Here is a 21200-nt window from a genome sequence, read left to right as displayed (position 1 = left end):
GCTCAGCTGTCGGGTCCCGTCATGCCTCGAAGGGATTCTGGACCAGAATAGTATCCTCGCGTTCGGGGCTGGTGGAAAGCAGCGCGATCGGGCAACCCACCAGTTCCTCGATGCGCCGGACGTATTTGATGGCCTGAGCCGGCAGATCGGCCCAGGAGCGCGCGTTCGCCGTCGGCTGCTTCCAGCCTTCGATCGTCTCGTAGATCGGTTCGACCCTGGACTGCGCGCCCTCACCTGCCGGAAAATGATCGATCTCCTTGCCGTCCAGCCTGTAGCCGGTACAGACCTCGATGGTGTCGAAACCATCGAGAATGTCCAGCTTGGTCAGCGCAAGACCGTTAATGCCGCAGGTCCGCACCGCCTGGCGAACCAGCACCGCATCGAACCAGCCGCAACGACGCGGCCGGCCGGTATTCGTTCCGAATTCGCGGCCGCGCTCGCCGATCTTGCGGCCGGTCTCGTTGTCCTGCTCGGTCGGAAACGGCCCCTGTCCGACGCGGGTCGTGTAGGCCTTGCACAGGCCGAGCACGTAGCCGATCGCGCCCGGTCCGAGGCCGGCGCCGGTCGCCGCCTGCGCCGCCACCGTGTTGGACGAGGTCACGTAAGGGTAGGTGCCGTGGTCGACGTCGAGCAGCGCACCCTGGGCGCCCTCGAACAGCATGCGCTTGCCTTCGCGGCGCTTGATGTCGAGCAGCCGCCACACGGTCTCCGCGTAGGGCAGCAGCTTCGGCGCCAGCGCCGTCAGCTCGCGCAGGATCTGCTGGCCGTCGATCGGCTCGAGGCCGAGACCCCGGCGCAACGCGTTGTGATGGGCGAGCAGGCGATCGATCTTGTGCGGCAGCGTATCGAGATCGGCGAGATCCATCAGCCGGATCGCGCGGCGGCCGACCTTGTCCTCATAGGCCGGGCCGATGCCGCGGCGGGTGGTGCCGATCGCGGTCGCGGCGCTCGCGGACTCGCGCAGCGCGTCGAGCTCGCGGTGCAGCGGCAGGATCAAGGTGACGTTCTCGGCGACGCGCAGATTGTCCGGGCTGATGGCGACGCCCTGCGACTGCAGCTTGCCGACCTCGTCGAGAAAGGCCTGCGGATCGAACACGACGCCATTGCCGATCACCGACAGCTTGCCGGTGCGCAGCACGCCCGACGGCAGCAGCGCCAGCTTGTAGGTCGCGCCGTTGATGACCAGCGTATGGCCGGCATTATGGCCGCCCTGGAAGCGCACGACGATGTCGGCCTGCTCCGACAGCCAGTCGACGATCTTGCCCTTCCCCTCGTCACCCCATTGGGCGCCGACGACGACGACGTTAGCCATTCGCAGCTCTTTCCTCTGCCAAGATCCAAAACAGCACGATCGGTTCGGACGAAATCGCTTCCGATGAGGGGCCAGCCTGGCCAACCATGCGCCCAGCCCAAATCGCGGCCAGGACCGCTCGCTTGCGAGGCGACCCACCGGATAAAGGAAGCCGCCGGGCTAGGCAAGCGAGAACGGGCCTTCGGAGCACACAACAGCGCCACCAAGCCTTTGATAAGCCCCAAAATTTCAAGCCGCCCCGGCTGCGGATCGGGCGACCCGGCCGTGCGCTTCTGGCGGCGCATCGACCCGGGCAGTTCCATTGAGCACCCGAACGGCGGCGAATCTACGATCGAAGCGGCCAGCTCTCAGCTCTGGATGCGGCCGTCGACAACCTCGATGATGCGATCGCAGCGCCGGGCCAGATCAAGGTTGTGGGTGACGAGCAGGAAGCTCGTGCCGACCTTCCGATTGACGTCGCGCATCAGGCCAAAGACCGCCTCGGCAGACTTGGTGTCGAGGTTGCCGGTCGGCTCGTCCGCCAGGACCAGATCGGGGTTCATCGCCAGCGCCCGCGCCACCGCGACGCGCTGCTGCTGGCCGCCCGACATGTTGCTGGCGAGATGGTCGGCGAATTTCGCCAGCCCGACCTGGTCGAGCAGCTTCGACGCCTGCGCCTCGATCTCGGGACCCGGGAAGCCGCGATCGACCAGCAGCGGCATCATCACGTTCTCCTTGGCCGTGAAGGCGGAGATCAGGAGATGAGACTGAAAGATGAAACCGATGGTATGGCCGCGCAGATGGGTGAGCTCGGTATCATTGAGCGATGCAGTATCCTGGCCCTTGATCGTCAGCCGGCCGGAGGTCGGCCGGTCCAAGAGACCGACGATGTTCAGCAGAGTGCTCTTGCCGGAGCCGGACGGGCCGATCAGCGCGACGAACTCGCCGCGGTCGACCTCGATGTCGATATCGTGCAGCACCTCGGTCTCGGTCGACAGCCCGACATTGTAGGCCTTGCAGACCTTTTCCAGTCGCAGCAGGACCTCAGCCACGGATCGCCACCACCGGATCGAGCTTGGCCGCGCGCAGCGCCGGCGCGGTCGCGGCGAGCAGGCCCGTCACCGTCGCGAGCAGGGCCGTGATGACGAACAATCGGCGTTCGAGGATCAACGGAAACAACTCCGAGCCATCGGCCTGACGCTGCACCGCATGCCAATAGATCAGCGCACCCGCGCCCATCGCCGCGCCGAACAGCGAGCCGACGAAGCCGAGCAGCCCGCCCTGCAGCAGGAACACGCGCAATATCTGTCCGCGCGAGGTGCCCATCGCACGCAGGATCCCGATCTCCTTGGAGCGCTGGATTACCGAGACGATCAGCACAGCGGCGATGCCGAACGCGACCGAGAGCGCGACGAAGACGCGGATCAGCGTGTTGGATGTCGCCTGCGCGCGCACCGCGGTGAAGAACTGGGCATTGGTCTTGATCCAGCTGTCGGCCTTGACGCGATTGGCGGCCTGGATGCGCTGCGCAATGTCCTCAGCGGCATAGATGTCCCGTACGGTCATGTCGATCGTGGTGACGCCGCCGACCATGCCGAGCAGCGACTGCGCCGTGCGCAGCGCGACATAGGCGGAGCGCTGATTGGCGCCCTTGCTGCCGAGGTCGACGAGGCCAGTCACGATCAGCACGCGGTTGGCGCCGGAGGCGGCCTGAACATTGAGCTTGTCGCCGACGATGGCGCCGAGATCCCTGGCGAGCTCGGTACCGATGATGATGTCCTCGCTGGTCAGCCGCGGCTCGCCGGCGACGATGTAGTCCGGCACGCGCACGATTCTGAAGTAGCTCTCCGGCTCGATGCCGGACAGCGTCACGGCGCGGCTGGCGTCGCCGCGAATGGCGAGGGCGGAGCCGGAGATGGTCGGCGACACCGCCGAGATCTCCGGCATCGCCAGCATCTGATTGCGGATCTTCGGCCATTGATCGATCGAGATCACGCGCTGGCTCGGACGCTGCACGATGGCATCCTCGATAACGCCATTGTCGTTGCGCAGGGGACGCGCAACCTGATCCGGCGTCAGCAGCTGGATCTGCGGCTGCGAGGTCAACACCCGCTTGATGAAATTGGCCTCGAGGCCGGCCAGCATCGCCGACATGAACACGATGACGCCGACGCCGATCGCGATGCCGCCGATGATGAACAAGGTCTGCAGCCGGCCCTCGCGCAGGAAGCGTACCGCCGCGATCCACTCGAAGGGCAGCCAGCGGTTCACGGCAGCACCGGACGGAAGCGCTGGCCGGTCAGGATGCCGGAACTCTGGGGCACGGCCATGTCACCGGCATTCAAGCCGTCGACGATCTCGACATGGCTGTTGCCGCGGATGCCGACGCGCACCGGCTGCTTGGCGGCGCGGCCGTCCTTCACGCCGAGCACCCAGGGCTGTCCCGAGGTGATATCGTGAACCGAGCGCACCGGCAGCTCCAGCGTATCCTTGCGGGAGGCGACCTCGATGTCGACAGACACCGTCATGTCCTGGCGCAGATAGTCGGGCGGGTCCTTGACGATCAGCTTGACCTGGACGGACGCGCGGGAAATATCGATGCCGGGGTTGATGTAGCTGACCACGGCGGGGAAGCGCTTGTCGGGATAGGCATCGGCCGACGCCAGCGCCGTCTGGCCGAGCGCCAGCTTGCCGAGATTGCGCTCGTCGATCTGCAGGACAAGCTGGAGATCGCCGGCAGGTGCCAGGACGAGCAGCGTCTTGCCGGGTTGCGCCACGGTGCCGCGCTCGACACTGCGCGTGATCAGCACGCCGTCGCGTGGCGCCGAGATCGTCGCATAGCCGAGACGCGACTGCGCGGTGTCGAGATTGGCGCGCGCCTGGTTCAGCTGCGTCTCGGCCATGACGTAGTCGCTGCCGCCGGGGCTCGCCGTGAAGACCTGGAATTCGGCGGCACGCTTCTGCGCCAGCGCAACGTCGAGCGTCTTCTGGGCCTCGTCGAGCGCAGCGCGCGTCGCATAGCCGTTGCCGGTCAGCTGCGACGTCCGGTCATAGGTCTGCTGGGCATTGAGCAAGGTCGCCTGCACCTGGCGCAACGCCTCCTTCGCCGACGGCAAGGTCAGCTCGGCGAGCTGGCGCATCCGCGCCTCGGCCTGCGCCACCTGCCCTTGTGCCTGCACCACCGCGGCCTTCAGTTCGCGCGACTCCAGCGAGATCAGCGGCTGGCCCTTGGTGACATGCTGGCCTTCCAGCACCAGCACCTCCTCGACGGTGCCGGTGATCTGGCTGCCGATCTCGACGCGGAACGGCGTCTCGACGTGACCGCTGGCGACGACAGTCTCGACGAGGTCGCCGCGCCGGACCTGATCGACCACGATGGCAGGCCCAAGCATGACGCGGACGCTTTGCCAGCCGCCAAGGCCGAGCAGCACGATGATGGCGAGAGCGAACCAGCGATGCGCCCAGACCGCCGCCAGGACGGTCGGACCAGCGGCGGCTTTGGTGGGGGATGGGAGAGCTGCGGCTTGTTCGGCCATGGTCCTCAATACAAACTCGTCAATGCGGATGATGCCCGGCGACGGGCGCCATCCATTCCTCGGGTGCGGCCGTCAGCCCGCGGCGCATTGCCCGCAAAGCTAGGGGATCGCGGCAGCAGGATGTTGCGCTAGGTCAACCGGCGCACGATCCTTCATGCAAATCAGACAAGATGACCATCACCAATCATCCACGAACATGAACGGATGCATGTGAGCACCGATACGAGCCCCGGCCTGCACCGGTTCTGGCGGCTGTCGCCTGCGCAGGCAGCCGCAGCGCTGGGCTGCGACCTGAACGGCCTCGGCGGGGCCGACGCCGGGCAGCGGCTGCAACGCTACGGCCGGAATGCCGACTCCCCATCCCATGTCGTGGGGCCGATGCGCGCCGTGCTTCGCCGCCTGCTCGAGCCGTTATCGCTGATCCTGCTGGTGGCCGGCATCATCTCGATGGTGACGGGCGACGTGATCGGCGGCGCCATCATCGTCCTCATCCTCACGCTGTCGATCGGGCTCGATACGGTTCAGGAGGGGCATGCCGTCAAGGCGGCCGAGGAGCTCCGCCGCTCCGTGGCCCTGAAGGCCGAGGTCAAGCGGGACGGCGCCTATCGCGAGATCGACGTCGACGCCGTCGTTCCCGGAGACATCCTGCGCGTCCGCGCGGGCGACATCGTTCCTGCCGATGCGCTGATCACCGAAAGCAAGGCCTTCACTGCCGGCGAGGCGGCGCTGACGGGAGAGCCCTATCCCGTGACGAAACAGGCCGGCATCCCCGGCGATGAGAACGACACGTCGAATGTGCTGTTTCGCGGCTCAGTGGCCCAGACCGGAGAGGCCGTCGCGATCGTCGTCAACACCGGGCCGAACACGATGTTCGGCGCTGCCGCCTCGGCGCTGGCCGAAGCGCAGGCCCGCACGCCGTTCGAGCGCGACCTGCACGAATTCGGCCTCGTCATCGCGCGGCTGACGCTGGCCCTGGTCGTGATCGTGCTCACGGTGCGCGTCGTATTCGGACGCGATGTGCTCGACTCGCTGTTGTTCTCGGTGGCGCTGGCCGTCGGACTGACGCCCGAGCTGCTGCCGATGATCACGACCGTGACGCTGTCGCGCGGCGCGCTCCGCATGGCCAAGCGCAAGGTGATCGTGAAGCGGCTCGCGGCGATCCATGATCTCGGCGCGATGTCGGTGCTGTGCACCGACAAGACGGGAACATTGACCTCAGCCGAGATCACGCTGGCCCGAAGCATCGCGCCCGACGGCAGCGACGACCCGCGAGCCGCGGAGCTCGGCGCGATCGCTGCCGCACTCGGCGGTGATCGTGGTTCGCTCGACACCGCGCTCATCGCCGGCGCGGACCTTGAGGTGGCAGGATGGACACTGGGCGGACAGCAGACCTTCGACTTCTCGCGCCGGCTCGGCTCGGTGCTGGCGATACGCGGGGCAGAACAGATCCTGATCGTGAAGGGCGCGCCGGAGGCGGTGATCGAACTGTGCACGCAGCAGCGGCAGGGCAGCACCGTCGCGCCGCTCGACGACAGCGGCCGCACCGACATGCGCGAGCGCGTCCACGCGCTGGCGCGCGAGGGCCTGCGCACGGTCGCCATCGCGTCACGGCCCTGGACCGGCGTGCCGCGCGAGATCGAGACCGATGACGAGCAGGAGCTGATCTTCGAGGGTCTGTGCGCGTTCGCCGATCCGCCCAAGCCGACCGCAGCCGCGGCCATCGCGCAGCTTGCGCGCGCCGGCATCGCGCTGAAGATCCTGTCCGGCGACGATCCGGTCGTGGTCAAGCGACTGGCCGGGCTGGTCGGGCTGAGAGCGGATCGCGTGCTGTCCGGCAGCGACATCGCCGAGCTCAGCGACGATGCGCTTGCGGTGCAGGTGCGTTCGGCCGATGCGTTCGGCCGGCTCGCCCCCGATCAGAAATCGCGCATCGTCAAGGCGCTGCAGGCCTCGGACCACGTCGTCGGCTTTCTGGGTGACGGCATCAACGACGCGCCGGCACTGAAGGTGGCCGACATCGGCCTGTCGGTCGACGGGGCGACCGGCGTGGCGCAATCGGCCGCCGACATGATCCTGCTCGCCTCCGATCTCGAGGTGGTCGCCGACGGCGTGGAGGAAGGACGGCGCACCTTCGCCAACATCCTGAAATACGTGCGGATGGGCGCGAGCTCGAATTTCGGCAACATGCTGTCGATGGCGGTCGCCTCGATCATGCTGCCGTTCCTGCCGATGCTGCCGACGCAGATCCTGCTCAACAACCTGCTCTACGATCTCTCCGAGCTCGGCATCCCGTTCGATCGTGTGAGTCCGCAGGCCACCGCGCGGCCGCAGCGCTGGGACATGAAGCGGCTGCTGCGCTTTGCCGCGATCATGGGCCCGCTGTCATCGCTGTTCGATTTTCTCACCTTCGGCGCACTGCTGTATTTGTTCCACGCGACGCCCGACGAGTTCCGGACCGCCTGGTTCCTCGAATCGATGGCGACCCAGATCCTCGTCATCTTCATCATCCGGACCAACGGACGGCCATGGAGCAACCGCGCCGATCCGATGCTGACGGCGTCGTCACTGACTGCGCTCGCCGTCGCGCTGGTCGTGCCCTTCACCCCGGCCGGCGCCTGGTTCGGCTTCGTTGCGCCGCCTGCCATCGTCTTGGCCGCCATCGCCGCTCTCGTCATCGTCTATCTGCTGAGTGCGGAGCGTCTCAAATCCGTCGCGGTCCAATCCGGACCCCGGCGACGGCACCGTGGACATGCCCCGCATGCCGGCTCCTGAAGACGATCATCGCTGCATGGTCGCGATGCATCTGCCCTCTTGATAGGCAGCTGCAATTGGTGTCTGTCGACCCAGCCGGGGAGAAACTTCGGCCTGGGATCGCCGGGCCGATTGCCGCGGCGCATCAACCGGGTCCTACAGCGCCGCATGTCTGCCGCCGACCGCACCGCGTCCGCCGCGCCCGGCTGGATCGCCAACCAGCCCTACGTATTGCTGAGCATCACGGCGCTGTGCTGGGCCGGCAACTCGATCGTCGGCCGGCTCGCCGCCGGCCACATCCCGCCGGTGACGTTGTCGTTCCTGCGCTGGTCGTTGGCCTTCCTGCTGATCCTGCCGCTCGCCTGGAAACAGCTGCGCCAGGACTGGCCCGCGATCCGGTCGCGGCTCGGCATCATGATCGCATTGTCCGTGACGGGCATCGGCGCCTTCAACACGCTGCAATACTGGTCGCTCGAATATACGCAGGCCCTCAACACCCTGCTGCTGCAGTCGGCTGGTCCGCTCATCGTGGCAATCTGGTCGATGCTGCTGCTGCGCGTGCACCTGACCCTGGCGCAGGCCATCGGCATCGTGCTGTCGCTCGTGGGCGTGCTGCTCATCCTGACCCGCGGTCACCCCACCGCGCTGGCCGACATCAGCTTCAACAGAGGGGACCTGATCTTCCTGCTGGCGATGGCGGTGTTCGGCTTCTACTCGGTGCTGACGATCAAGCGGCCGCAGATCCACGGCCTGTCGATGGTCGCCTTCACCTTCGGCTGCGGTGCAGCCAGCCTCATTCCGCTGCTGATCTGGGAACTCCACGCGCGGCCGGTCATGGCGTTCGACGCGCAGAACCTGTTGTCGCTGCTCTACGTCGCGATCTTTCCTTCGACGATCGCCTATCTCTGCTTCAACCGCGGCGTGCTCCTGATCGGCGCCAACCGCGCCGCGCCGTTCTTTCACGTGGTGCCGGTGTTCGGCTCGATCATGGCCTTCGTGTTCCTCGGCGAGCAGCCGCAGATCTTCCACGTGATCGGCTTTGCCCTGGTGCTGGCCGGCGTGTTCGTGGCGTCGCGCAAACAGGCGACGTGAGAAGCTGCTCCCGGGCGACGGCGCCTGCATGGCACCAATCCCCGGCGGCGCATTGCGCAGCGCCGCGATTTGGCCCACCTTGCGTCCTCCCCCCGCCAGAGCGTCCCGCCTCCCTTGCCCGCCGACGACATCAAGCCATCATCGCCGCTCGCCTGGCTCAACAACCAGCCTTACGTGCTGCTCACGCTGGCTTCGCTGTTCTGGGCCGGCAACATCGTGCTCGCGCGCTACGTCGCCGGGCACGTGCCGCCGCTGACGCTGTCGTGCATCCGCTGGATCGGGACCTTCCTGATGCTGTGGCCGTTCGCACGCACGCACCTGGCGCGCGACTGGCGCACGCTGCTCGCGCACTGGCCGCTTCTGCTGCTGCTGGCGCTGACCGGATTCGCGATCAACAACGCGCTGTCCTATTGGGCCATGCAATACACCCAGGCGCTCAACGGGCTGCTGATCCAATCGTCGACGCCGCTGTTCGTGGCGCTGTGGTCGTTGCTGCTGTTCGGCGTCAGGCTGAGCCTGGCCCAGTTCGCAGGCATCGCGATGTCGCTGAGCGGCGTGCTGGTGATCCTGACGCGCGGCGATCTCGGTGCGCTCGCGGGCATCCAGTTCAACCGCGGCGACCTGATGTTCGCGGGCGCATTGCTGGTGTTCGGCCTCTACTCCGCCGCCATGACGCGGCGGCCGGCGGTGCACCAGTTGTCGCTGATCTCGTCCTGCACGGCGCTCGGCGCCGTTCTGCTGCTGCCGCTGGCGGTCTGGGAATATTCCTCCGGGTTCGTGCTCGCGCCCGACCTGCTCTCGATCGCGACGCTCGGCTACGTCGTCGTCTTCGCCTCGACGCTGGCCTATCTGTTCTTCAACCGCGGCATCAGCCTGATCGGACCGAACCGCGCCGCGCCGTTCCTGCACCTGGTCCCGTTGTTCGGCTCGGTGCTGGCGATCCTGCTGCTCGGCGAGGAGCTCAGGCTGTTCCACCTCATGGGCTATGCGCTGGTCATCGCCGGCGTGATCATCGCCTCGCGCACGGGCGGCGCCAAGATGGCCTGAGCGTGGGGTCCGTTCCAGGCAGCCTCAGGCCGTTCGCACCTTCGCCATGAAGCCATCGACGGCCTGCTGCAGCAGGCCCGACTGGCTGTCGAGCTCACGTGCGCTCGACAGCACTTCCGAGGCGGCCATGCCCGTCGCTTCCGCCGCCTTGGTGACGCCGCCGATATGGGCGCTGATCTCGTTGGAGCCCGCCGCGACCGACTGGATGTTGCGCGCGATCTCGCGCGTCGCGTCGCCCTGCTGCGCGATCGAGGTCGAGATCGAATTGGTGATCTCGCTCATCTGCGCGATGGTCTGGGTGATGCCGCTGATGGCGGTGACCGCATCCTGGGTCGAGGTCTGCATCGCCGCGACCTGCGCCGAAATCTCCTCGGTCGCCTTCGCCGTCTGGTTGGCGAGCGCCTTCACCTCCGAAGCGACGACCGCAAAACCCTTGCCGGATTCGCCGGCGCGGGCGGCTTCGATCGTGGCGTTCAGCGCCAGCAGGTTGGTCTGCGCTGCGATCGAATGGATCAGCTTGACGACCTCGCCGATCTTCTCGGCACCGGTCGACAACACCTGAACGGTGGCATTGGTGCGCTCCGCGTCGCCCACGGCTTTGCTCGCGATCTCGCTGGAGCGGGCGACCTGGCGCGAAATCTCGTTGACCGAGCTCGACAGCTCCTCGGCCGCGGCGGCGACCGTGCCGACATTGTCGTTGGCGCTCTGGGTGGCGGCGCTGACGGTCGAAGCGCGCGAGCTGGCATCGCTCGCGGTCGAGGTCATCGACTGCGCGGTGTGCTGCATGCCCTCGGCCGCCGACGCCACCGAGCGGACGATGCCATTGACGCTGCGCTCGAAGTCGGCTGCGAGGTTCTGCATGGCCGCGGTCCGCTCGGCGGCCGCGCGCTGCTGGGTGGCGGCCTCGGCCTGCTCGAGCTCGCGCATCCGCAGCGCATTGTCCTTGAAGATCTGGACGGTCGCGGCCATCCCGCCGATCTCGTCGCCGCGGCCGACACCGGGAATCTCGCCCTCGAGCCGGCCGTCGGCGATCTCGCGCATGCGGACGCCGAGACGATCGAGCGGCACGCTGATGCTGCGGCTGATCAGCCAGGCGATCCCGCCGGCGACGACCGCGATGCCTGCGCAGGCCATCCAGATCAGCCATTTCAACGGCTTCATCTTCGCGTCGAGATCGTCGACATAGACGCCGGTGCCCACGAACGTATTCCAGCCGGGAATCATCACCGCATAGGAGATCTTGCGGGTCGGCTGCTCCTGACCGGGACGCAGATATTCGTAGTGCAAGGTGACTTCGCCGTCCTTGGCAACGCCGTCGCGCAGCTCGACGACGAGCTTGCGGCCGTTGAGCTCGAAATCGATCACGTTCGAGCCGCGCTGCTTCGGATCCTGGGACAGCACCACATTGCCGTCCATCGTATAGGCGAACAGATAGCCCGTGCCCTTGTCGAAGGTCATCGTTCTCCCGCGATCGACGAACTCGTCGAGCGCAGCCTCCTTCGTCAATTTGCCGGCTTCGACATCCTTGATGAGGCCGAGGGCCATGTTACGCGCGGTCTCGACGATCGCCCGGCACTGTTCGATGCGGGCATTGACCATCTCCTTTTGCATCAGAGTGCCGGCAAACGTACCGGCCGCGGCAAGGCCCAGCATCGCGACGCCGACGACGATGGCGAGCTTGGGGGCAATCTTCAGGTTGTTCAGCAGCACGCAAAGAACTCCGCCCGGTCCCCGATCGACGGCCTCGATCTGTCAAGGTGAGCTGCCGGTTAACTGATCAGGTGATGGTTAGAGTTCGGTTGCGAACGCGCCCCCGTAGAAACCCGGATCAGCTCGGGACAACGGCATCCGGGGCCGGCGCCGCGGCGGAGGCGGGCCGCAATGGCGCGAACTCCTCGGCGGTCAGCGTCTCCTTGGCGATCAGGAGGGCGACGCCGCGCTCGAGGTCCGGGCGATGGCTTTCGAGAATCGCCCTGGCACGGGCATCGCCGTCTGCGATCAGATCCCGCACCGCGAGGTCGATCTCGCGCCCGGTCTCCTCGGCCGCCGACACGATCTGATCCTGCGGCTGCAGGAACGAGATCTGTGGACGCGGCGCGTAAGTGCGCTGCCCGACAGTCGCATCCATCCCGTATTTGGTGACCATCTCGATGGCGATCTCGGTCGCGCGCTGCAGATCGTCGGCGGCGCCGGTCGACACGTCGCCGTCGAAGATCAACTGCTCCGAGGCGCGGCCGCCCATCAGGACGGCGATGCGGTTCTTCAACTCGCTGACCGCGAGCAGAAAGCGATCCTCGGTCGGGCGCTGCATCGTGTAGCCGAGCGCGCCGACGCCGCGCGGAATGATCGAGACCTTCTGCACCGGATCGACGCCGACGAGATTGGCCGCGACCAGCGCGTGGCCCATCTCGTGATAGGCGACACGGCGGCGCTCGGCGGGACTGAGCACGCGGCTCTTCTTCTCGATGCCGGCGACGATGCGCTCGATCGCCATCGTGAAATCGTCGAACGTCACCTCGTGACCCTTGCGGCGGGTCGCCGCGATCGCCGCCTCGTTGATCAGGTTGGCGAGGTCGGCGCCGGTGAAGCCGGCCGTCAGTGCCGCGACCTTGTCGAGATCGACGCTGTCGGCGACCGTGATCTTGCGGACATGCACCTTGAGAATTGCGAGCCGCCCGCCCCTGTCAGGACGGTCGACCAGCACCTGGCGATCGAAACGGCCGGCGCGCATGAGCGCGGGATCGAGGATCTCCGGCCGGTTGGTGGCGGCGAGCAGGATGACGCCGGAGCTTGGGTCGAAGCCGTCGAGCTCCGCCAGCAATTGATTGAGCGTCTGCTCCTTCTCGTCGTAGCCGCCGAGTTGGCCACCCGCGGTTCGGCTGCGGCCGAGCGCGTCGAGCTCATCGATGAAGATGATGCAAGGCGCGGCCTTGCGGGCCTGCTCGAACAGATCGCGCACGCGGGCAGCGCCGACGCCGACGAACATCTCCACGAACTCGGATCCGGAGATCGAGAAGAACGCCACCCCCGCTTCGCCCGCCACCGCGCGCGCGAGCAGGGTCTTGCCGGTGCCGGGCGGGCCGACCAGCAGGATGCCCTTGGGGACGTGTGCGCCGAGCCGGCCATAGCTCTTCGGATCCTTCAGGAACTGCACGACCTCCTGCAGCTCGAACTTGGCCTCGTCGACCCCTGCGACATCGGCGAAGGTGACCTTGGTGTCGGTCTCGACATAGACCTTGGCGCGCGACTTGCCGATCGACATCAGACCGCCGAAGCCTTGGCGGTCCATCACCTTGCGGCCGAGGAACACCCAGATGAGATAGAACATCAGCGCCGGCACGACCCAGGACAGCAGCGTCTGGATCAGCCCGCCCGAGGGCACGCCGGTCACCTTCACGCCCTTCGCGGCAAGCTTCTCGGCCAGCGGCGGATCGACGCGCGCGGTGATGAACGACGTCTTGCCGTCGGACTGCTTGTCCTTGAACTTCCCCTGGATGGTGTCCTGGCTGACCGACACCTCGGAGATCTTGCCCTGCTCGATCAATTGCTCGAACTGGCTGTATGGAATGGTCTCGACCGTGTTGTAGGTCGTCAGCAGCCACTGCAGCAGCAGCATGCCGACGCCGGCGAGGAAGATGTAGCCGACGGCGACGGCCTGCTTGCGGGTGTTCGGGTCGGATTCCATGTCGGCGCTCTCGGTCGAGATTGATCACGGCCGGACAGGACGTGATCAACGGGGTTCCACTCGCGCATAACAGGACCGGGACCGGGCAGCTTGTCATGGATCAAGCGGCACCAGTCCCCCCGCCCGGCACTCAGCCCGACGGCTGCATCACGATCGACTTGTCCTTCGGCCAGCGCACGCGCCAGGCGAAGGCGATATCCTTGGTCTCGCCGGGTTTGGCGTCGATCACCCATTCGACGACGCCACGCCGGTCGCGGACGTTGGTCGAGACCGGCGGCGTGGTCGCAGGAAGCATCTCGACCGTGATCTCTTCGTTCTCGCTGACCGGCAGCTGATCCTGGATCGCGACCTTGACCGGGAAATCATGCGCGTTGCGGACCGTCGTCTTGAAGGCGCGCTCGTCGATCTTCGCCGTCGTCACGATCAGGCCGGCCGAGCCTTCGTTGCGCTTGACGACACTACGCTCGACCTTGACCTTGTCGTCGGCCCCGAAGCCGAGGCGAACGGGCTCATCCTTGCCCGCGGCGGCCAATCTGCTGGTGCCGACGAACATGCCGTCGCGATAGATCGAGACCTTGCCCGGCAGCAGCGGCGCGTCCTCCGCCTGTGGGAAGCTCGCTTCGAGATAGGCGGTGGGATCGATGACGGGCGCGGAACGGATCGTCAGTTCGGGCGTGATCGTCGCGGTGGAGATGCGCAGGCTCTTCGCGCCATCATTGGCACTGACGCTGACGCGTCCGGGAAGACGGAAGACGGTCTGGAAGGCGCTGATGTCCGCGACCGTCTGCTGCTCGACGGCCTTGTCCGCGACATCTCCGAACGTCGTCCCTCCGTTAAAGCGAAACTCCTGCCGGCTCTCCATGAGTCCTCGTGCCGCGCTCACGGCGGCCGGCTTCGGCGCTGGCGGTGGCGGCGGCGGATATTGCGCGATGATCGTCCTGAGCTCGGGCGCACTGCCGCCGCGTCCGGTCCGCACCGTCGAAACCGTGAGCGCGACCTCGGGCCAGTCCTCGCCGGTGGCCTGCTGGATCTCGGCGCGTCGCACCAGCTCGAGAGCCGGTTTGTGGTCCTTCGCCGACGTGTCAAGACGCGCGTCATAGAGCGGCACCCAGCGGGCATTGCGCACCGCGTAGGTCACGCGCAAGGTCGCCTTGGTCGCTGCCGCCGCCGACAATTCGATCCGCACCTCCAGCTTGCTCGGGGGCTTCGTCGTGAGATTGTCTTGCAGGCGCGCGATCTCGCGATCGATCTCGCGCTGCTTGCGCTCCGCACCACGGATCGCCGCGTCGGCCTGTCCGACCTCGTCGGCAACGGCGGCGAACGCGGCACGCCATTCCGTGATCGGACGCGCCTCGCCCTTCTCGCCGAGCCCGGCCGGCGATGCCTCGGCAAAACGCTCGGCAAATTTCTTGCGCGCAACAGCCGCTGCAATCGCGCCGTCGAGATTGGCACGCTCGTCCTGCAGCGCTTCGATGCGCTTGTCGATGTCGGGCAGGTTGACGGGCGGCGCCGCACGCGGCGGCTTGGCGTCGACGGTGCCGATCACGAGCTTGGTGCCGGCCTCGCCTTCCACGCGCAGCGAGGACGCATCGAGGCCGAGCGGGAAGTCCTTGGCGATCGCGGTGCTGTCACCTGCGGGAAGGTCGAGCGAGATGACCCGGGTCACCGTCGCGCCATCCGGATAGACTGTCACGGCATCGACGGTGGAGGTCGTATCGACGTTTGCCGCATGGCCGGGCACCGCCGTCAGCGCAGCACCCAGGACGAGACCCGTGGCAAGCAGGCCCTTGTTTCGCATGGTCATCACTTTCTCCGCAGCCCAACGCCCACGGGACCGGATCAGCCGGTCCTTCATCGGGCGTTAGACGCAGGGAAAGAAAGCCGGGTTCAATCGACGGCTTGAAGGGCCGGTCGCTCGATGGCCCTTCAGAGTCGCAACGGCGACAGGGCCAGAGGCCGCGCCGCCGTTGCAACTCATCTCATCGGACGATCAGAACGCCAGCGCCTTGGCCTGCTTGACCTGCGGCAGCGCCTGGATCTTGGCGAGCAGATCGGCCGGCACCGCACCGTCGACCTCGACCAGCGCGATCGCGTCGCTGCCCGGCGCGACGCGGCCGAGATGGAAGGTCGCGATGTTGATCTTGGCATCGCCCAGGAGGCTTGCGAACTTGCCGATGAAGCCCGGCTTGTCCTCGTTGGTGACGTAGATCATCGACTTGCCGAACTCGGCGTCGACACGGATGCCCTTGATGTCGACGAGGCGCGGCTTGCCGTCGGCGTAGACCGTGCCCGACACCGCGCGCTCCTGGTGCTCGGTGGTGACCGCGACCGTGATCAGGCTCTCATAGTCGCTCTCGCCGGCGCGCAGCACCTCGTCGACGATCATGCCGCGCTCCTTGGCGATCACCGGCGCCGAGACCACGTTGACCTCGCCCAGCATCGGCCGCAGCAGTCCGGCCAGCACCGCCGAGGTCAGCGCCCGGGTCTTCATCTCGGCGACGTGGCCTTCATAGGTGATCTGGATCTTGGTGATGCTGCTTTCGGTGAGCTGGCCCGCGAACGAGCCGAGCTTCTCGGCGAGCGCGATGAACGGCTTCAGCTTGGGCGCTTCCTCGGCCGTGATCGACGGGAAGTTGATCGCGTTCGAGATCGCGCCGGTGAGCAGGTAGTCCGACATCTGCTCGGCGATCTGCAGCGCGACATTCTCCTGCGCTTCCGTGGTCGAGGCGCCGAGATGCGGCGTGCAGATCACGTTGGCATGGCCGAACAGCGGATTGCTGGTGGCCGGCTCCTCGGCGAACACGTCGAGCGCGGCACCCGCGACATGCTTGCTGTTGAGCGCCGCGAGCAGCGCCTGCTCGTCGATCAGGCCGCCGCGGGCGCAATTGATGATGCGCACGCCCTGCTTCATCTTGGCGATCGCCGCGGCATCGATGATGTTGCGGGTCTTGTCGGTCAGCGGCGTGTGCAGCGTGATGAAATCGGCGCGCTTCAGCAGCTCCTCGAGCTCGACCTTCTCGACGCCGAGATCGAGCGCGCGCTCCTCGGTGAGGAACGGATCGAAGCCGATCACCTTCATGCGCAGGCCCTGCGCACGGTCGCAGACGATCGAGCCGATATTGCCGCAGCCGATCACGCCCAGCGTCTTGCCGGTGATCTCGACGCCCATGAAGCGGTTCTTCTCCCACTTGCCGGCCTGGGTCGAGGCGTCGGCCTGCGGGATCTCGCGCGCCAGCGACAGCATCATCGTGATCGCATGCTCGGCGGTGGTGATCGAATTGCCGAACGGCGTGTTCATCACGATGATGCCCTTGGCGGTCGCCGCGGGGATCTCGACATTGTCGACGCCGATGCCGGCGCGGCCGATCACCTTGAGCCGCTTGGCGCGCTCGATGATCTTGGCCGTGGCCTTGGTGGCGGAGCGGATCGCAAGGCCGTCATAGTCGCCGACGATGTCGGCGAGCTTGTCCTTGTCCTTGCCGAGATTGGGCTGGAAGTCGACCTCGATGCCGCGATCCTTGAAAATCTGCACGGCAGCCGGGGAGAGTGCGTCGGAAATGAGAACTTTGGGTTTGGACATGACGATGTTCCTTCACGCCCTCTTTGCGAGGGACGGCGCAGGGCGCCGAGATGAGTTGGAAACTTGTGGGGTGGGCAAAGCGACTTGCCCGCCGTAGCTCTTCGAGCGAAGGCGGGAGCGTGCCCACCGCTCTCTCGCGTGAGGTGAGATAGAGGGTGGGCACGGCGCTACGCGCCTTTGCCCACCCTACGAAGACAGCACGTGCTTCAGGCGGCCTTCGGCAGCGCAGCCTTGGCCTCGGCGAACGCCCAGTCGATCCACTGCGTCAGCAGCGCGACGTCGCTCGCTTCCACGGTGGCGCCGCACCAGATGCGCAGGCCAGCCGGCGCATCGCGATAGTGTGCGAAGTCGAAGCCGGCGTTCTCCTTCTCGACCAGCGCCACCAGCTTCTTGGCGAACTCCGCCTGGGCATCGGCCGACAGCGATGTGATCGCGGGATCGATGACCTTGAGGCACACCGAGGTGTTGGAGCGGATCGCGGGATCCTGCGCCAGGAAGTCGATCCAGGGCGTGCGCGCCTTCCAGTCGGCCAGCACCTTGGTATTGGCGTCGGCGCGGGCGATCAGCGCCTTCAGGCCGCCGATCGACTTGCCCCAAGTGAGCGCATCCAGATAGTCCTCGACGCACAGCATCGACGGCGTGTTGATGGTCTCGCCCTCGAAGATGCCGGCATTGAGCTTGCCGCCCTTGGTGAGGCGGAAGATCTTCGGCAGCGGCCAGGCCGGCTTGTAGGTCTCGAGACGCTCGACTGCGCGCGGCGACAGGATGAGCATGCCATGCGCGGCTTCGCCGCCGAGCGCCTTCTGCCAGGAGAAGGTGACGACGTCGAGCTTCGGCCAGTCAAGCGGCTGGGCGAATGCAGCGGAGGTCGCATCGCAGATGGTCAGGCCTTCACGCGTCGCGCTGATCCAGTCGGCGTTGGGAACGCGGACGCCCGAGGTGGTGCCGTTCCAGGTGAAGACGACGTCGCTGGCCGGATCGACCTTCGACAGATCCGGGATCTCGCCATAGCCGGCATGCAGCTTGGTGACGTCCTTGAGCCTGAGCTCCTTGACGATGTCGCTGACCCAGCCTTCGCCGAACGATTCCCAGGCGATCGTGGTGACGGGCCGCGCACCGAGCAGCGACCACAGCGCCATCTCGACCGCGCCCGTGTCGGACGCGGGCACGATGCCGATCTTGTAGTCGGCCGGCACTTCGAGAACGTCGCGCGTCAGCTCGATCGCCTGCTTGAGCTTGGCTTTGCCGACCTTCGCGCGATGCGAGCGGCCGAGGGGAGCGTCCTTGAGATTTTCGGAGGTCCATCCGGGACGCTTGGCGCAGGGGCCGGAGGAGAAATGCGGCACAACAGGCCGCTGCGAGGGCTTCGCTGCAGTCATCGTCTATCCTTCCAGATAGTAAGCCTCCCGTTGGGGGGAGGTGTCCCGCCCCGGTGATTACGGGAAGGGTCGTTCCGCGTCAAGGAACTTCGCGCGCTCGCGCCGGCGTTCACGCAGTCGTGCTGGCATGCAAGCGAATGCAATTCATTCCGGCGCGGCACCGACGGGCGACTGGCCAGCCGGAGGACGATGCAGGAAGGTCATCGAGGCGTAGGCGCCGATCCAGGAGCCGACCGCAGCGAACGCGACGTAGATCCAGTTCTCCGTGTAGCTGATCACGGCGAATGACGAGAGCATGTACCAGATCGAGCTCCAGGTCGCGGCCGATACGCGCCGCTTGGCGACGACCGCCGACGTGAACATCACGTAGACCGCGTCGGTCGCCGCCGTCGCCAGCACGACTCCGAAGGCCGTCAGTGGATTGATCGCCGACATCGTCCCCTCCTCTTCGTTGTGCTGCACCATGCGACGTCATTGTTTCGTCGAACGCATCCATGCACAATGACGCGATCTGCACGCGCCGAACAACAAGGATAGAAGAATGGAACGCGTCCGTCTCGGGAGGAGCTCGCTCGACATCACCCGTCTCGGCCTCGGCACGGCGCCGCTCGGCGGCCTGTTCGCGCCGGTCAGCGATGGCGATGCCGAAGCCACGATCGCCGCGGCGTGGTCGCGCGGCGTGCGCTTCTACGACACCGCGCCGCTGTACGGCTTCGGCCTCGCCGAGCAGCGGCTCGGCGCGTTCTTGCGCCGGCAGCCGCGCGACAGCTACGTGATCTCGACCAAGGTCGGCCGGCTGTTGCGGCCGGACCCGACGGCCTCGGGCGAAGACCCGCACTACAAGGGCACGCCGCCGCTGCGGCCACAATTCGACTACTCCTATGACGGCGTGATGCGTTCGGTCGAGGAGAGCCTGGTCCGGCTCGGCCTGGATCGCATCGACATCCTGCTCGTGCATGATCCCGACGATCACTATGACGAAGCCGTGGCGGGGGCCTTCCGCGCGCTGCAGCGGCTGCGCGACGAAGGCAGCATCAAGGCGATCGGCGCCGGCATGAACCAGTCGGAGATGCTGGCGCGCTTTGCGCAGGCCGTTCCGGTCGACTGCTTCCTGCTGGCGGGCCGCTACACGCTGCTCGACCAGGGCGCGCTGACGACGCTCTTTCCAATCTGCCGCGAGAAGAACATCGCCATCATCCTCGGCGGCATCTACAACAGCGGCATCCTCGCCAACCCTCACGGGCCGGCGAAGTTCAACTACGAGGATGCCGATGCCGCGCTGGTGGCGCGGGCGCGCCAGCTCGATTCGTTGTGCAGGCAGCACGGCACCGAGCTCAAGGCGGCCGCGATCCAGTTCTGCCTGGCCCATCCGGCCGTGACCGTCGGCCTGCAGGGCGCCCGCAATGCGCAGGAGGCGGCCGACAACATCACGATGGCGCAAGCATCGATCCCAGCGGCGTTCTGGCGCGATCTGCGTGCCAGCAATCTCGTCGATGCCCGGGCGCCGCTGCCGGGAGACGCGCCATGAGCCGCGTCATCGATGCGCATCAGCACTTCTGGGATCCCGGTCGCGCCGACTATCCGTGGATGGCCGGTGACGCGCTGGCGCCGATCCGCCGGCCGTTCGGTCCCGCCGACCTCGCTCCGCTGCTCGTCGAGAACGGTCTCGAGGCCAGCATCCTGGTGCAGACCCGCTCATCGCTCGACGAGACCGAGGAATTCCTGCGCATCGCCGACGCGACGCCGTTCGTCGCCGGGGTGGTCGGCTGGGTCGACCTGACCGATCCCTCGGTCGGACCAACGATCGATCGGCTGCGAAGCCTGCCCGGCGGCGACCGGCTGGTCGGCATCCGCCACCAGGTCCATGACGAGGCCGACCCGGCATGGATCTTTCGCGGCGACGTCAGGAGCGGCCTCGACAGCGTGTTCGCCCGCGACCTGACCTACGATCTGTTGGTGCGCACGCGCGAGCTGCGAGCCACGATCGCGACCGTGCGTGCTTTCCCAACGGCGCGCTTCGTGCTGGACCACGCGGCCAAGCCGCCGATCGCCACCGGCTTCGATCAGGACTGGGCCGATCGCATCGCCGAGCTCGCGGCCTGCGGCAATGTCTGGTGCAAGGTGTCGGGGCTCACCACGGAAGCCGTCTGGACCGACTGGGATGCGGAGCGGCTGCAGCCCTATGTAACATATGTGGCGCGCTGCTTCGGCGCCGACAGGCTGATCTTCGGCTCGGACTGGCCGGTGTGCCTGCTCGCCGGCGGCTACGGCGAAATCAAGCAGGCGCTGGAGCAGTGCCTGATGCGGCTCGGCTCGGACATCCGCGACAAGGCGTTCGGCCCGAACGCCGTCGCGGCCTACCGCCTGCCGCGCTGATCAGAACCGCATCACCATGCCGAAATGGCTCTTGGCGAAGCCGAGCCGCTCGTAGAAGCGCTGCGCGTCGGTGCGACTCTGATGCGTCATCAGCTCGACCAGATTGCAGCGCTGCTTGCGCGCCTCGGCGATCGCCCATTGCAGCAGCTGCTCGCCGATGCCGCGGCTGCGGCGGTCGGTGGCGACCCGAACATCCTCGACCAGCGCGCGCGACGCACCTTGCGAGCTGAGCCCGGGCAGGATGCAGAGTTGCAGGCAGCCGACCACCCGGCCCGCCTCCTCGGCAACGATCAGGGTGATGTTCCCATCCCGCGCGATCGTCTCGAACGCGTCGTAGTAGGACTGCGGCAACGGCTGCTCGAGGCGCTCGCGCGCCCGGCCGAGATGATCGTCGGCGAGCATGGCGACAATGGCAGCGACGTCGTCGCGCTGCGCAGGACGGATGCTGATGGACATCGGCATA

16 protein-coding genes are annotated in these 21200 nt (G+C 66.8%); 5 read left to right on the top strand and 11 right to left on the bottom strand.

Features of this window, described 5'->3' with window-relative positions:
- Positions 1-19: 19 nt before the first annotated feature.
- From ACQR1X_RS20840 to ACQR1X_RS20825, 4 genes are all read right to left on the bottom strand, one after another.
- Positions 20-1312, bottom strand: a complete 1293-nt coding sequence (locus ACQR1X_RS20840) for an adenylosuccinate synthase (protein ID WP_315803334.1) — start codon at positions 1310-1312, stop codon at positions 20-22.
- A gap of 347 nt (positions 1313-1659) precedes the next feature.
- On the bottom strand, positions 1660-2343 hold the full coding sequence (locus ACQR1X_RS20835) for an ABC transporter ATP-binding protein (RefSeq protein ID WP_434899485.1): 684 nt from the start codon (positions 2341-2343) through the stop codon (positions 1660-1662).
- Entirely contained in the window at positions 2336-3562 is a 1227-nt protein-coding gene (locus ACQR1X_RS20830; RefSeq protein ID WP_315803332.1) for an ABC transporter permease, read from the bottom strand. Before ACQR1X_RS20830 ends, ACQR1X_RS20835 begins: the two co-directional genes overlap by 8 nt.
- A complete protein-coding gene (locus tag ACQR1X_RS20825) occupies positions 3559-4827 on the bottom strand; it encodes an efflux RND transporter periplasmic adaptor subunit (protein ID WP_434899484.1) in 1269 nt (422 codons plus the stop codon). Before ACQR1X_RS20825 ends, ACQR1X_RS20830 begins: the two co-directional genes overlap by 4 nt.
- 210 nt (positions 4828-5037) lie before the next feature.
- Here ACQR1X_RS20825 and mgtA point away from each other — a divergent pair, with 210 nt between their 5' ends.
- From mgtA to ACQR1X_RS20810, 3 genes are all read left to right on the top strand, one after another.
- Positions 5038-7599, top strand: coding sequence for a magnesium-translocating P-type ATPase (mgtA, locus tag ACQR1X_RS20820; protein ID WP_434899483.1), 2562 nt, complete (start codon positions 5038-5040; stop codon positions 7597-7599).
- A gap of 147 nt (positions 7600-7746) precedes the next feature.
- The gene (locus ACQR1X_RS20815; RefSeq protein ID WP_316217476.1) at positions 7747-8670 is read left to right on the top strand and encodes a DMT family transporter; all 924 of its coding nucleotides are present in this window, start codon (positions 7747-7749) and stop codon (positions 8668-8670) included.
- A 114-nt stretch (positions 8671-8784) separates the two neighbouring features.
- Complete coding sequence (locus ACQR1X_RS20810; RefSeq protein WP_434899482.1) at positions 8785-9717, top strand: DMT family transporter; 933 nt, start codon at positions 8785-8787, stop codon at positions 9715-9717.
- 24 nt (positions 9718-9741) lie between these two features.
- On the opposite strand, the gene ACQR1X_RS20805 is transcribed toward ACQR1X_RS20810, so the two are convergent.
- From ACQR1X_RS20805 to ACQR1X_RS20780, 6 genes are all read right to left on the bottom strand, one after another.
- Positions 9742-11427 carry a methyl-accepting chemotaxis protein gene (locus tag ACQR1X_RS20805; RefSeq protein ID WP_316217478.1) on the bottom strand — a complete coding sequence of 562 codons (1686 nt, stop codon included), beginning with the start codon at positions 11425-11427 and terminating at the stop codon, positions 9742-9744.
- Positions 11428-11545: 118 nt separating this feature from the next.
- Entirely contained in the window at positions 11546-13402 is a 1857-nt protein-coding gene (gene ftsH / locus ACQR1X_RS20800; RefSeq protein WP_434899481.1) for an ATP-dependent zinc metalloprotease FtsH, read from the bottom strand.
- A 130-nt stretch (positions 13403-13532) separates the two neighbouring features.
- Positions 13533-15200, bottom strand: a complete 1668-nt coding sequence (locus ACQR1X_RS20795; protein WP_434899492.1) for a mucoidy inhibitor MuiA family protein — start codon at positions 15198-15200, stop codon at positions 13533-13535.
- A 192-nt stretch (positions 15201-15392) separates the two neighbouring features.
- On the bottom strand, positions 15393-16982 hold the full coding sequence (gene serA, locus ACQR1X_RS20790) for a phosphoglycerate dehydrogenase (protein ID WP_316237580.1): 1590 nt from the start codon (positions 16980-16982) through the stop codon (positions 15393-15395).
- A gap of 206 nt (positions 16983-17188) precedes the next feature.
- A complete protein-coding gene (locus ACQR1X_RS20785; RefSeq protein WP_434894662.1) occupies positions 17189-18361 on the bottom strand; it encodes a phosphoserine transaminase in 1173 nt (390 codons plus the stop codon).
- 144 nt (positions 18362-18505) lie between these two features.
- Positions 18506-18796, bottom strand: coding sequence for a hypothetical protein (locus ACQR1X_RS20780; protein WP_315803323.1), 291 nt, complete (start codon positions 18794-18796; stop codon positions 18506-18508).
- 106 nt (positions 18797-18902) lie between these two features.
- On the opposite strand from ACQR1X_RS20780, the gene ACQR1X_RS20775 reads away from it, so the two are divergent.
- Positions 18903-19889, top strand: a complete 987-nt coding sequence (locus ACQR1X_RS20775) for an aldo/keto reductase (RefSeq protein ID WP_434899480.1) — start codon at positions 18903-18905, stop codon at positions 19887-19889.
- Positions 19886-20737, top strand: coding sequence for an amidohydrolase family protein (locus ACQR1X_RS20770; RefSeq protein ID WP_434899479.1), 852 nt, complete (start codon positions 19886-19888; stop codon positions 20735-20737). The genes ACQR1X_RS20775 and ACQR1X_RS20770 overlap by 4 nt, the downstream gene beginning before the upstream one ends.
- On the opposite strand, the gene ACQR1X_RS20765 is transcribed toward ACQR1X_RS20770, so the two are convergent.
- On the bottom strand, positions 20738-21193 hold the full coding sequence (locus ACQR1X_RS20765) for a GNAT family N-acetyltransferase (protein WP_434881276.1): 456 nt from the start codon (positions 21191-21193) through the stop codon (positions 20738-20740).
- Between the last annotated feature and the right edge of the window lie 7 nt (positions 21194-21200).

This window comes from Bradyrhizobium sp. HKCCYLRH3073 (assembly GCF_051167995.1).
Lineage (GTDB): Bacteria > Pseudomonadota > Alphaproteobacteria > Rhizobiales > Xanthobacteraceae > Bradyrhizobium.
Note: the sequence above shows the minus strand (reverse complement) of the source record. Positions and strands in the feature narration are given on the sequence as shown.

What these genes read in the sequence shown, in the direction of transcription:
- ACQR1X_RS20840 (WP_315803334.1), bottom strand. Translation starts at nt 1,312, where the DNA reads ATGGCTAACGTCGTCGTCGTCGGCGCCCAATGGGGTGACGAGGGGAAG.
- ACQR1X_RS20825 (WP_434899484.1), bottom strand. Translation starts at nt 4,827, where the DNA reads ATGGCCGAACAAGCCGCAGCTCTCCCATCCCCCACCAAAGCCGCCGCT.
- ACQR1X_RS20815 (WP_316217476.1), top strand. Translation starts at nt 7,747, where the DNA reads ATGTCTGCCGCCGACCGCACCGCGTCCGCCGCGCCCGGCTGGATCGCC.
- ftsH (WP_434899481.1), bottom strand. Translation starts at nt 13,402, where the DNA reads ATGGAATCCGACCCGAACACCCGCAAGCAGGCCGTCGCCGTCGGCTAC.
- ACQR1X_RS20795 (WP_434899492.1), bottom strand. Translation starts at nt 15,200, where the DNA reads ATGCGAAACAAGGGCCTGCTTGCCACGGGTCTCGTCCTGGGTGCTGCG.
- serA (WP_316237580.1), bottom strand. Translation starts at nt 16,982, where the DNA reads ATGTCCAAACCCAAAGTTCTCATTTCCGACGCACTCTCCCCGGCTGCC.
- ACQR1X_RS20785 (WP_434894662.1), bottom strand. Translation starts at nt 18,361, where the DNA reads ATGACTGCAGCGAAGCCCTCGCAGCGGCCTGTTGTGCCGCATTTCTCC.
- ACQR1X_RS20780 (WP_315803323.1), bottom strand. Translation starts at nt 18,796, where the DNA reads ATGTCGGCGATCAATCCACTGACGGCCTTCGGAGTCGTGCTGGCGACG.
- ACQR1X_RS20775 (WP_434899480.1), top strand. Translation starts at nt 18,903, where the DNA reads ATGGAACGCGTCCGTCTCGGGAGGAGCTCGCTCGACATCACCCGTCTC.
- ACQR1X_RS20770 (WP_434899479.1), top strand. Translation starts at nt 19,886, where the DNA reads ATGAGCCGCGTCATCGATGCGCATCAGCACTTCTGGGATCCCGGTCGC.
- ACQR1X_RS20765 (WP_434881276.1), bottom strand. Translation starts at nt 21,193, where the DNA reads ATGTCCATCAGCATCCGTCCTGCGCAGCGCGACGACGTCGCTGCCATT.